This is a genomic window from Psychrobacter sp. Rd 27.2 (assembly GCF_001921755.1).
GTDB classification, from domain to species: Bacteria; Pseudomonadota; Gammaproteobacteria; order Pseudomonadales; family Moraxellaceae; genus Psychrobacter; species Psychrobacter celer.
The window spans coordinates 22,195-35,624 of record NZ_MRYB01000002.1 but is presented as its reverse complement, the minus strand read 5'-3'; the positions used below and the strand labels follow the sequence as shown (position 1 = coordinate 35,624).

Annotated in this window: 8 protein-coding genes; 6 read left to right on the top strand and 2 right to left on the bottom strand. The window is 43.8% G+C overall.

The window, feature by feature from the left end; genetic code table 11:
• Window positions 1-2 precede the first annotated feature (2 nt).
• Window positions 3-686 carry a hypothetical protein gene (locus tag BTV99_RS02525; RefSeq protein ID WP_075100804.1) on the bottom strand — a complete coding sequence of 228 codons (684 nt, stop codon included), beginning with the start codon at window positions 684-686 and terminating at the stop codon, window positions 3-5.
• A 103-nt stretch (window positions 687-789) separates the two neighbouring features.
• Window positions 790-1,827 (bottom strand): M15 family metallopeptidase, encoded by a 1,038-nt coding sequence (locus BTV99_RS13175; RefSeq protein ID WP_218607336.1) that lies wholly within the window; start codon window positions 1,825-1,827, stop codon window positions 790-792.
• 148 nt (window positions 1,828-1,975) lie between these two features.
• Here BTV99_RS13175 and BTV99_RS02515 point away from each other — a divergent pair, with 148 nt between their 5' ends.
• The 6 genes from BTV99_RS02515 to BTV99_RS02490 all read left to right on the top strand — a co-directional run bounded on the left by BTV99_RS02515 (window position 1,976) and on the right by BTV99_RS02490 (window position 13,418).
• Complete coding sequence (locus BTV99_RS02515; RefSeq protein ID WP_075100803.1) at window positions 1,976-3,511, top strand: hypothetical protein; 1,536 nt, start codon at window positions 1,976-1,978, stop codon at window positions 3,509-3,511.
• A gap of 109 nt (window positions 3,512-3,620) precedes the next feature.
• Window positions 3,621-7,529: a type VI secretion system membrane subunit TssM gene (gene tssM, locus BTV99_RS02510; RefSeq protein ID WP_075100802.1), complete on the top strand. Its 3,909-nt coding sequence runs from the start codon at window positions 3,621-3,623 to the stop codon at window positions 7,527-7,529.
• Window positions 7,526-8,476 carry a type VI secretion system-associated protein TagF gene (gene tagF, locus BTV99_RS02505; protein ID WP_075100801.1) on the top strand — a complete coding sequence of 317 codons (951 nt, stop codon included), beginning with the start codon at window positions 7,526-7,528 and terminating at the stop codon, window positions 8,474-8,476. Before tssM ends, tagF begins: the two co-directional genes overlap by 4 nt.
• 128 nt (window positions 8,477-8,604) lie before the next feature.
• Window positions 8,605-9,381, top strand: coding sequence for an OmpA family protein (locus BTV99_RS02500; protein ID WP_172953090.1), 777 nt, complete (start codon window positions 8,605-8,607; stop codon window positions 9,379-9,381).
• Between the two features lie 36 nt (window positions 9,382-9,417).
• Window positions 9,418-12,099 carry a DUF2345 domain-containing protein gene (locus BTV99_RS02495; RefSeq protein WP_075100800.1) on the top strand — a complete coding sequence of 894 codons (2,682 nt, stop codon included), beginning with the start codon at window positions 9,418-9,420 and terminating at the stop codon, window positions 12,097-12,099.
• Window positions 12,096-13,418: a polymorphic toxin type 15 domain-containing protein gene (locus tag BTV99_RS02490; protein ID WP_075100799.1), complete on the top strand. Its 1,323-nt coding sequence runs from the start codon at window positions 12,096-12,098 to the stop codon at window positions 13,416-13,418. Before BTV99_RS02495 ends, BTV99_RS02490 begins: the two co-directional genes overlap by 4 nt.
• The last annotated feature ends 12 nt before the right edge of the window (window positions 13,419-13,430 follow it).

Sequence of the window (13,430 nt, the reverse complement as noted above, 5' to 3'; positions counted from 1 at the left end):
TCCTACAAACAGCTGACCAATGGTTGCTGATAATAATTAAGTTTTTGGGTAAAGTCAGGTGCAAGCTCAGGATTGACTCCTGAGGTAATATTCACATCACACGCACCAATATTGAGAGTCAGGGGGGTATCAAAATCTAGACTACTTAACGGGATCACAAACTGTGAACGCTTTTTTGTGTATCTTAGATTGAGCTTAATAGCAATAAAATCCATGCCCTGCGGAATAGACAACGTTACATTATTCTGACGATTAGGAATAACGCTAAACTCTTTAGAAGCAAGTGTTTCTATATCTGCCAATTGCTCTTTATTTTCTAAAAAAGCAATGTACGCTGTACTTGCGGTAGCGCTATTTGATCGCCCTGCATTGGCATCAGCCAGTGGGTGAACCTCAACTGTAATACGCTGACGTTTGAGCGCTTCTTGCAAAGACTGCTGCTCTTCACTCATAACCTCAAGACGTTGTTGCTGCATTTTTAGCTGTGCCTTAAGCGCTGCTAGCTCCGCTTTAGAATCAGAGTCCGCTATCATATTTTTTAAGCTACCCGCTAATGTCGATGCTCCGTCTGATGGCGCCTCTCCTGTAGCAGTTATCTCAGGCTTGGCACTACAGCCGACCAACATTACCCCCGACAATGCACTCATAATCGCGATTGCGCCTGCCAGCTTTTTTGTTTGATTCATACTAATTATCTGCCCTACTACGTTATTTAATGGTTAAAACGATGGATGGTTGTTTCTTTTATCAATGAGTTATCTTGACTGTTGCTCTGGTAATCACGTAATGCTATTGACGGGTTAAAATCTCGGCCATATCAGGACGACCAAGCACGCCTTTTTTACGTAGTTCAACATGACCTAAGTCCATCATCTTCCAGTCACCACCCCAAACCAAGCCAGCAGATTTCGCTACTTCGCCGTACAGCCTATAACCTTGCATGGCCCAAGGATCTTTTTCACTAATGACAATTTTTCCATTTCTGATAAACGCACTATCCCCTGCCAGCCCAAACTGATGATAGCTTTTGTAAGAGCCAGCTTTGGTAACATGACTGCCTTTTTTTAGTAGCCTTGCTTGACGCGCAGGACTGCGATACCCCTCAAGCAGCACCATATCGTAACCATACTGCTCGCTCATGACTTTGTAAACTGTCAGTAACCGCTGAACAAAGTCTGAATTCATTTTTTTCCAATTGCGGTCGGCATTCTTAATATTAATATGCCCATTGATAAGGTGAGATGACAAGATATCGTCTGAGTAGGCTGCTGTGTCATCCATTGTCTGAATATCCATGTTTGGTTCTGCCCTCAGTAAAGACGAGCCAGATTGTGACATAGTAGAGTTAGTATTGGACCAATAACCTATATCTACCTGTTCTGCTCGATAACTGGCAATTTCGGCATCTAACTGTTCAAACAAATCTTCAGGTGGTGGAGGTGGAGGGCTCAACCGCTCACCCAGCAGTATTTGATTAACCTGTAGATTCGCATTAGAAGCGACAGTATCAGCATGATAGACAGCCAATGAATGGGTGTTTAGCAGCAAATAACATAGGCCCGCTGTCGTTATAATTATCAATGATGAGAGCAGCGTTATCACTGAACTCTTTTGTCGATAGGAGGTCAAATTCTTATTAATATGACGATAGCCACTCATTACAGCTTTATTAAGCGTCGATAAATTTGGATATCTATAACAACCGGAGACAGCACGCACGCGACCTTTTAGCGTGTACCGAAGACGGCTATATAGCTGCGGATCAAATAAGGTGATCATCACAACGATAGAAAGCACAGTGAACAACACAGCAATCAGGTAGACCATAATATAAATGACAAAAACCAAAAAAATAAACAATTGCAGGATAAGTTAGGGCGCTATTGTAGCAACGATGCTCTAAATATCATAGAATACCCTGCAACAATACCTGTCAGTTGTTCGTTAGTTCCACAAGCTGAGTTGAGAATAATCGATGAATATAAAAAAAACGATCGTTAAATATAGTCGACAAATTTTAGGCACCATACTAGTCATTCATCTATTATTGGCTTGGATGTATTTTTCAGACAACACTCAGCAGCTAACTATAGTCAACATTGTCTTATGGTTTATCGCAGTGCCTGTATTATTGATGGGCTTTATTTTTGCGCTCAACACATGGAAAAAAAGCGCTCAAAACCCATCCAGTAATGCCGATAAGTCTGAAGAAAATGTTCCGCCTATCCAAACACCTTTATCTTATCACCTGTATATTCAAAGTAGCGTGTGCCTACCAGAAGGCAGTGACTGGCTCGATATCAGTAATGACCAGCAAGACCTGACTGTCTTAAGCGACCAACTATCTGATATCGACGGTATGCCAGTATTAACCAAACCCATTCCTGATATTGATCATCCTATTCGAGCAACATATGATGACGAGGTCCCACCTGATGCTACTTTACGAGTAAAAGCCATCATGCAGGCCTTATTACATGCTCACAGTGAGACTATCTTTTTAATCGCAGAGCATCTATCAGCAACACTATCGACTGAAAACGAGCATAACGCTGCAATAGAGGCACATCCAAAGTGGCAGCAACACTACATCGTCAAAAACACCCCATCGGCAACGGAGCCAGCTTTGCCTGATAGCAGGCCTTCTATCGATCTATCGGTATTTTTATGTCTTCCTAAAGAGGCAGATGCGTCAATACTCAAAAGTGTTTTGAGCGAGCAGCTTTACGAGCTCACCTTGCCTACAGAAGCTTTTACTATCGATAGCATAGTCATAGAAGACAACACTCCTGATCACGAATCAGATGGCAGTTTGACCGATAGTAGTGGCAGCCCTGATCACTTCATCAACAGTTATCTTGCAGCCTTATCCATGTCTGACACCCCTAAGGTCTGTATGCTGCTCATCGCAGACTCACAGATCAGTGAGGACTGGATAGCGCTAAATACAGTCAATGCATCAAGCATTCCTACAGAAGCTGGTGTGTTACTTATGTTTTATAATAACGCTGCCCAAAAAACGCTTCTCATCGATGACGCTGTTTATTGTGCCATGACTCCTGCAAACAACGAGGCAGCAGTCCAAAAGCCGTCCCACAACGAGACTCGGAAATATGCTCACGACCTTGCGATCATCAGAGAGTACCTCTTACACCATCGGTTGTCAGCGGACGAGTACAATCAAAACAACACAACCAACGAAGTAAATAATTACGATAAGAACGTGATGACTGATATGGATATCATTTTAATGTCTGACATAAATCCAGTATCACAAGCTTATGATACCAGCACCTTTATGGCGTTAGCAGATGCGCTTTTAGCACAACAAGCGCTAGTAAATGAACATCATTTAGGGCATTATATGCCACTTAACCCTTGGTTAAAACCGTTTATCGCAATATCTTTGTTTATTAATCACACACAATCTGATCACACCGCATCAGATTTCTTATTTTTAGTGACCAAACATAAGCCGTATTGTGTGCTATGGCATACTATTTCGCCGTAACTCACCCTCATAATCTTTACATTATTTCAGTCTTCTGTTTATAGCATCACAAACGCACTAGGTAGCAAGTATGTTTTCAAGGCTCTATCACCTCATCTATGATCCTCGAGTGTTACTCTTTTTAGGCGCCATTGTTGCCCTTATATTGTTGTACGATTATCTGCCCTTTCAGGCTTTTTTGATCACTGTGGCGCTTTTGCTCATTAGTACACTATTAGGAGCAGGCCTTTATTATTGGTACAAAAAACGCAAAAAGGCATCTGACGATCTGGCAAACTTGGTTGAAGATAATGACACAGCCACGCATCCTGTGACGAAGACTGAAGACGCTCAAGAAGTACAAGCACTTCGCGGGCAAATACAAGAGGCAATCAAAACCATCCGTCAATCAAAACTGGGGGATCAAACTGGCAAAGCGGCTTTGTATGAATTACCTTGGTATATGGTCATTGGTAATCCTGCCGCAGGGAAAAGCTCAGCTGTACTTCACTCCGGACTTAACTTTCCATTTATGGAAAAGACCAACCAGTTATCAGTAAAAGGGGTCGGCGGCACGCGAAACTGTGATTGGTTTTTTTCAACCGAAGGCATTTTGTTGGACACGGCTGGTCGTTATTCAGCTTACGAGGAAGATCGTTCAGAGTGGCTATCGTTTTTAAATTTACTCAAAAAAAACCGCCCCAAGGCACCCATCAATGGCATTATCATCGCGGTCAGTATCGCCGAGCTGACTAAAAATGACCCCAATTATGCACTGGATCTGGCAAAAAACCTGCGCAGCCGCGTTCAAGACCTAACAGAACAGCTAGAAGTGTACGCACCTGTTTATGTGGTTTTTACCAAAATGGATTTGGTATCAGGTTTTCGTGATTTTTTTCAGGACTATGAGCAAGCAGAGCGTGACCAAGTATGGGGCGCGACCATCCCTTACCCAGACGATCCCGACAATATTAATATCACCGATGTCTTTGAAGAACACTTTAATATTTTGGTTAATGGTTTAAAAGATCTGAGCACAACCAAGCTTTCATTACGCCATCAGCGTACCGTATCGCCAAGCTTAATGACATTTCCTATGGAGTTTCAGTCGTTACGCCCTATGATACGAACACTCATGCATGCTTTGTTTGAAGACAACCCATTTCAGTTCAAGCCAATATTGCGCGGGTTTTATTTTACCAGTGCCTTACAAGAAGGTCAGGTCAATAGTCAAATGACGCTGCAAATGGTGGAAAACTATCATTTACAGCCAAGCACCACATCGCCTCTTAATGATAAAAACCACCATAAAAACGACAACACCGCTTACTTTTTACATGATTTGTTTTCAAAGGTGGTTTTAAAGGACAAGCACTTAGTCAAGCAGTACAAAAATCGCACAAAACGCAGTTATAGAGCTGTCATTACGCTTGCTGCCGTCGTTCTGTTGTGTACAGCCTCCGGCTTATGGACTTGGTCATATGCTAATAACAAACAATTAACTGAGCGTGTTATCGCTGATTTACAACAAGTGGCTCACATGCAAAACAACACGAATGGTGATTTGCAAACACAACTTGAGTCATTGGCTATTTTGCAAAGCCGCATTGAACAACTAGAGGCTTATGAAAAAGATCGACCATTATCGTTAGGTTTTGGGCTATATCAAGGCGATACTCTCAAACAAAAACTGTTAGCAGAGTACTTTCACGGTATTAATATTATTGTACTATCGCCGACCAAACAAAATATTGAAGCGTTTTTGACACAGGTGAATGCCAATGCGTCAAAACTTAAGGCCAAACAGACAAGTGAGGATGATAAAGACGCTATAGATACCTACGTGCAGTCAGACCCAACCGACGTAGAAGATGCTTATAACGCGCTAAAAGCGTACTTAATGTTGAGCGATCATGAGCATTTAGAAGCCAGCCATCTCAGCGATCAAATGACTAGGTTTTGGCGTACTTGGCTAGAAGCCAATCGTGCCGATATGCAACGTGATAAAATGATTCGTCAAGCTGAGCGTATTTTAGCTTTCACTCTATCTCATACTAATGACGCCAGCTTCCCTCGTATTCAAAACGATTTGGCTCTAGTTGATAATACACGCGCGACTTTGACCAAAGTGAGCAAAGGACAGCCTGCTCGCGAGCGCGTTTATGCTGAGATAAAAATGCGCGCCTCATCGCGCTTTCCCTCAGTGACAGTGGCACAAATAACTCAAAATACCCCTACAGAGGCATTGCTTGGGGGCTATGTGATTTCAGGCACCTTTACCAAAAACGCTTGGTCATCGTTTATTAGTAATGAAATTGATAAGGCAGCAACCAACAAAATTGTCGCAGATGACTGGGTACTGGCAACCAGCAGCAAAGATGACTTGACACTAACTGGTAGTCCTGAACAAATCCGCCAGTATCTCGTCAATCGCTATAAGCAAGAATATATTGCAGAGTGGAAACGTTTTTTGTCTCAAGTATATATACGAGATAGTAAAGACTTCAAAGATCATGCCATGCTGTTAAGTCAATTATCAAATACCAAGCAATCTCCTCTTATTACTCTATTTGATACTGTTGATCGTCAAACGCAATGGGATAGCGCAAACTATCAAAACCCAGCTCAATCTGATGAGTCAAAACGATCATTTGTGGATTGGTTTAAACAAACCATATTGCGTCAAAGTCCTACAGAATTAAAACAAGCTCAGACAATGCTAAATAATAACGCCGCACACTCAGCGTCTGCCACGGCAACAAAGTCTGGAGCAATAGCACAAGAGTTTGCCGCCATACATGCATTGGTTACGCCGCGCGAGGACAACCAAGATTTATCGTTATTAGATAACTACTTGACAAGCTTGGGTGGAATTAGGACACGATTCAACAATATCACGAGAAGTGATGACATTGGCCCTGATGCTCTGCTCTTTGCTTCCCAAACACTAAGTAGTGAGGGCTCCGAGCTGACTCAATCTTTACAGATATTAGATGAACAAATCTTGAGCCAATCCAATTCACAAATCAAACAGCTGATTCGGCCCTTATTAAGTGAACCGCTTACCCGCTCGTTTAACATGCTGCTCACACCGACCAAAACTGAAATTAATAAAGTTTGGCAAGCTCAAGTGTATAAGCCATTTTTGGACGACCTAGCTGGCAAGTATCCTTTTACTCAAAACGCAAATTTAGAGGCAACACCTGCTGAGATTGGCCAGTTTTTTGGTGATGATGGCTATGTAGCAAGGTTTGTAGATGAGATCCTCTCTCCCTTTATTATTCGCCGCGGTGATCAGATATCGAGCAAAATTTGGAATGGTGCAGGACTTGGTCTAAATCCTAAGTTTGTTGCCGATTTTGGACGCTACTTTGTCAATTACACAGGGAGCCAACGCACAAACTCCTCTAATAGTAACAGTACTGCTAAGCAAACCACCTTTCAAATCATGCCTCTACCTGTCAGTGGACTGACCGAGTACACGATAGTTTTAGATGGTCAGCAGTTACGGTACCGTATGGGTACGCAGGCATGGACGACCTTTGTATGGCCAAATCCAAGCAGTCAACCCGGAGCAAGCATACGCGCCAAAGACTACGATGGTCGGGATTATACGATCTTAGAAGAAGCTGGTAGTTTTGGCGTAGAGCGTTTTATTAATGCAGCACAAAGAACTGAGCTTGGTAATGATGTGTTTGAGATGACTTGGGCAGGTGATGGGGTGACGGTTTCGGTACGCTTTAGAATCATCAGTGGTAGTGCTAATACAAACGCTTCAGGGCAATCAGACAACCCATTTACTGGCATGAAACTGCCTGAAGAAGTCATTGGCATTGGTGTAACTCGCACCGCCAAACCCACCGATGAGGATAGCCAGCATTCTACACCCCAAAGCACCCAAACGCCGATAAGCAGCAATGAGGGCTCAGCTGAAAACATGACAGCTCATGATGACGGCGTACTCAGTCCGCCTAACACAGATAACGCTACCGGCGCCAGCCGCCCAAGCGATGCGCTCATCGAGGAGCCAACATCATGATACCTGATACGCTTCCTTTGGTTTACTTTGGCAAACTACCTTGTCGTGGCGATTTTGTTCGTTCGCGCTCGCACATGAGCGAGATCAATGTCATTGATCAGTGGGTCAGTCAAGCACTATCTGAATCAGCGGATGAGATGGATACTTCATTAGCCCTCCACTTTAGCCATGTTGATACCGCAGAAAACAAAATCATGACTGGCGTACTAATATCTAGCTATGATAGTGGTAATCGCCAATACCCATTCATCGGCTTTGGACTTATGCACCTCAATAAGCCTAAAGCATGGATGCAATACTTACCCATAAAATCAGCGGGCATGTGGCATGATATCCATCAAACCTTAGATCAAGCACGATCTCAGGTCGACAACACACAGATAACGGAGACGCTCAACCAAAGCTTTGTTTCGATTGATCATAATGCCAGTACACATTATTACGACTTTATTAACTCTACCACATTGCAAGAAGGCGCGATGATGATAGATATTGATAAGGCCTCTTTGATTGAGCAGATCATCGCGACAGGGTTACTGTTTTTACCCACATTTACCAAAGGCTTCCATGGTCTAAATAAGGCTATTTACTGGTCATTGCCTGATAACAAGACGCAAGCCATTTATTTTGCTTCTTTTTGGCACGACCTCATTCATGGGTTTTATGCACCGCATCAGTTGTACTTTAACAGCTATTTTTACTGGCGTGACGGGCATTATCACCTCCTAATGAGTTTTTCAAAACCGGCCGCCACTACATTGATGCAAATACTGACAGGTACGTCAACAAAACATGAAAGCTGGGTCAATATCGCCGATAGCTCATGGACACAGCAGTTTATTGATGATGATATCGGCCTGACTCGATTTCACAATATATTATTACAAGATGATGCCTATTTATATGATGTTAGGCAATTATTCAAGACGATATTTTTGGCAAAATAATATTTGAGCAGTCATCATAGTTGATGGCTTTGACCTCTAAGTTTTATCAGTATAAAAAATAAAAAGGCATTTGTATGCGCATATCTGCACTCTCGCAACGATCCGCCCTTACCCGCCGGGCTCCTATCATGATATTTACAACTGCGTTACTGGCCAGTATTGCAGTTTTTGCCGCTCAAGATAACACCTTTATTGACACCAACCATGTAGAGGTACCCGTTGTCATCAAAGGGGTGGTCGCTACCAGCTCCGATAAAGATCAATTGCTTGATAAACTCAAGGCCCAATATCCAAATAAACCTGTACGAGATGAGATAGAAGTTCGCTCAAATATCAACATCCCTACCAATTGGCAACAAATAGCGACTGCCATTATCGACAGTGATATCTCGAATATCAGACAAGGACGTATTGATATTCATGGTACTACTATCAGCCTACATGGCAAAGTCAATAGTATTGAACAAAAACAAGCCATCCAAAACCGCATCCACACTCGCTTAACAGATCTTTACCAGCTTGATAATAAGTTGGTGGTCACAGCAGGTGAGCAACGCTTGATCGATGACACCTTGGGTAATCGTATCGTAGAGTTTGAGTCCGGTAGTGCCAACTTGACACCTTTAGGGCTGGGTATCTTAGATGATATGGCAGGCGTGCTTACGCGTATTGGTGATAAATCGGTTGTCATTACTGGCCATACTGACAATACAGGTAACCCAGAGGCCAACTTATTGCTTTCAAACGAACGTGCTGAAGCAGTTAAGCAGTATCTAATTGGTCGTAATATTGATGCCACAAGATTGAGTACCGCGGGAAAAGGCGATAAGGATCCTATCGCTAGTAATGACAGCGACGAGGGACGCCGACGCAATCGCCGTATTGAATTCACTCTGGCCGAATAATAGGAGTCGGGACAACCGATAAGGAGCACCGTACCCATGCTACGCCTAACCAACACTATCGTACCCATGCATGCCGATAGGCTATATGCCAGTGAAGGCAATACCCAAGCTGCTTATGCAAGCGCTAAACAGCAACTAAAACAGCATAAAAATTGGCTGCAGAATCTCATTAGAACGACTAATGAAGCCGGTCTCCTTGCACTCCTCAACGCCAATAACAGCCAGCAACACGGTATTGACACCTATGTGCTGCATATCTACATTCATGAACGTCATCACCCACCATTTATGTCGCTAGATGCGTTTGTTGGTAGCTCTTTAACCCTAAGCTTTGACACCCCAAGTGGGCATGCCTATCGTCATCTATATATCACCGCCCTTTGCCAGCTCGATCATGATGGCAGCTATGGCTACTATCGACTCATCGCACAGCCCGCCACTTATCGCTTGCATCAGCATCTGCGCAGCCAGATAGATACCGACCTGTCGGTACAAGCCATGGTAACAGAACGCGTCGCCATGCAAGAGATAGACGTGATCGATGATAGTGGTACTGATAGCAGTAGTGAGAAAAACGCCAGTTGGACCCCAGCACGCATGACCCAGTGGCAAAGCAGTGACTGGAGTCATATCTGCGAACGCCTCTCACGCCAAGGACTCACCGCTTACCTCAGGCACGCGCAAACCGAGGAGCACGCACCGCCCACCCTTATTATTACTTCAGCTCATCCTAGTGATGAAGATGGTATCAGTCAAAGCATCGGCTCAGTACGTTATCAGCAAGTGCTACATGATCGCGCTCACGCGCCAATCTTAGCCCTTAGTGAACAAATCATCACCCAGCCGAGTACCGTCACGGTGCAACGCTTTAATAGCGCTAGCGTGGCCCACCCGGTCCAGTCAGCAAATATAGCTATCAGTGATAGTGAGGCAGATAGCCAAACCAATACGTCTACCCTTACGATCGACACTCCAGCCGCCTTTGCTCCAGTGACTGATACCGAGACGATTGATGACGCTACTATCATGGCAAATAGTCACCACAGTCGCTACAGCGTCTACCATGCGCTTGCTCACTGTACTGATTTAAACGTTGCGGACACTTTTACTCTAGTAGGTCATAACCATCTTAATCAGCATTACCGCGCCACTCATATCGTGCATTTAGCACGCAATAGCCTCGCTCATGTCACAGGACTCACGATCAGCCGTCGTCATCAGCAGCGCCATGCCTCAGATCTAAAAGCAGGTACTCACTTAACCCAGCTCAGACTGATCACCGCTGATACGCCTTGGGTAGGTGCGCTATACAGCAGACAAGCACTCCCGCCAGCGACGGGGCTCACAGATAGCCAGTCTGACACGGACAGTCGCAATCATATGACGCCGACACGCCACTATTTATTAGACAGCCCTGCTCAACCTATCAATCGATTAGAAGCCCAAGCAGGAAGCAATTATGGTAGCCACTTTACCCATAGAGCAGATGATCAAACTCTGATGCAAGCTATCGGTGATAGTGAGCATCTGACGAATACCGGTAGCTTATTATCATCAAGTCGCCCTAGCCTGTTTGCCACTGACAATGAGCAAGCGGTCGAGAGCGGTTATCGCAACACGGATAACGGCCTATCTGAATGGGTGACTGACCATCGTACAGAGCAAGCTTATTCACAGCTACAAGTCGATAGTGGCAAGGTTAGTGCCACGATAAAGATGGGCGTCATTAACCCTGCAGATAATGGCACTAAGCGCGAAGGTATTAGCGCCACTACCAATGCCCAAATCAATATCAAGTCAGGTGAAGCCTTAGCCCTTTCCACTCAACCGCAAACCCACGCGCAAACAGGACAACATAATTACCAACACCACACCCCGACCCTCACCCAAACTAGTCTTGGCGGTCAGCACTTAGCGGAGCGTTTAACGCAGTTAGCAACGGGACTTGGTAGACAGGTTAATGACCATAACGCGATTAAGACCCAACTTGAAACTATCGCAGAAGAACAGCAAACCAAAACCCATCAAACAACGCCATTCACGCTCATTGATAGTGCGGCTGATACCGGTTATGTCAGTGATGACCTACTCATTCACCGGTCAATGGGTGAAATGATAATGACCTCGCAGCAAGATATGTTAACTAGTAGTGGTGATAGCCATAACCAAGTCAGCAGCGAGTCACTCAATATAGTAGCCGATGGTCAATTTAGCATGACCAATGCCAAAGACAATATCACCCTCTCAGCGCATACAGGAAAACTGGAAGCCACGGCAAAACAAGATGTGAATATCGCCTCCTCGACTAAGGAAGTTGAGATAGTAGCAACGAATAAGATTACGCTGACGGCTGGTGGAGCCAGTATCACTTTGGATGGTGGTGATATTACCATTACGGCTAAGCAGTTTACGGAGAAAGCTGGGAAGCATAGTAAGGCTGGGGGCGGTGTTGATGGTCAATTTGTTTCAGGCTTACCTTCTAATATCTTGGACGAACCACCAACCTTTATCGAGCTTAATTATCTACACGATGATGAGACTCCAGTAAGCAGTGCGCCTTATAGAGTTGAGTTCGCAGATGGCTCTGTCAGAGAAGGCATTTTAGATGAAAATGGCTTTGCTCGTTTAGAAGGTGTGCCTAAGGGTCAAGCTCATGTTTATTATGGTGAAGACCCTGCTGACTTCAAGCCTGATATAGATATGGAGGATGGTATATGAGTAGTAATGGCTTTGGCGGCGGCGCACTAGGGATTAGTAACATAGGGAAGGATTACACTCCTCAAAAATATAAGAAAGCCAAACAAGAAAAGCCCACAGGCTGGTTTAAAGCATTAAAAGAAGAGACAGGTTCGTTTCTAGCAGGTGAAAACACCTCGTCTTGGGCACTATTCGCTGAAATTGTGATCGGTGCAGTTCCTATTGCAGGACAGCTTATTGATGCGCGAGACATCATCAAGGCAGTCATGAACCTAAAAGACAAGCCCTCTGATACTACTTTGTGGTTTTTACTCATAGCAGCATTAATAGGGCTGATCCCTGTCGTTGGTGATGCGGTCAAAAGTGCCATTAAAGCAGTGAAAATTGGCGGTAAAAATCCTGCTGATTTATTTGCCTTTATCAGAAAATTTGGTAAAGGTAATGCAGAGCAAGCGCTAAAGAAAGCGTTAGATGTTAGTAAGCTAAAAGGGTTACTGAATAGTATCTTGACCCCTAAGTTTCTAAACAGTTTAAGTAAGTCTAATAAGCAAAAGCTGATACAGATTCAAAAGGACTTTGATCGTTTCGGTCAGCAAATTATCAATGAGATTGATGGATGGTCAAAGATGACACCGGCTACGGCGAGTGTTAATAGCGCAGGTGTGGGTCGGACAGCTGGTAATAAACCCAGCACAGCATTGGCATCAACCAACCGAAAAGCTTCTGGCGAAACAGTCAGTCATAATAGCAGTATCACGTCGAGACCTGCTAGAAAAGGCGTTATGAAAAAACATACCCCTAAATGCTTTAAGCCAAGTAAAAGCTTAAAGAGTAGGTTTGCTAAAGACAGTAAAGCAAATGCAAAGTTTGAAAAAGAGTACTATCGTCAATTAAAAGACCAAGAAGCTGGACTGAACAACTTAACTGTTGATGAGTATTTGACAGGTCGTGATGCCTTTAAAACGCATGGCAGACCGAAAAGTAATGGGGCGCAGGCAAACGCTAGAACAGAGTATGAAGATAAGATCAATGAGTCTTTAAAAAATAGCTATGAGAAACAAGGAAAATCTCCTAGAGAAGCTAAACGGTTGGCGAACAAACGCACTCCTGAAATAATGAAAGACCTGAATGCTTTACATGATCCTGATATGATTGCAGGTGGTAAAGATAAAATTAATCGACTGGGTCGTGCTGATGTGAATAAGTCCATAGGTGGACAATGGTCTAATAAAGTTGAAGCAAATAGTAGAGTTGCACAGATGGATAAGGCCGCTAAAGAAGCACAAAAGTCTCAAGGCGGGCAAACCAAAATGAAGGTAGAATTAAACCGTTGTAGATAATTAAAATAGGAA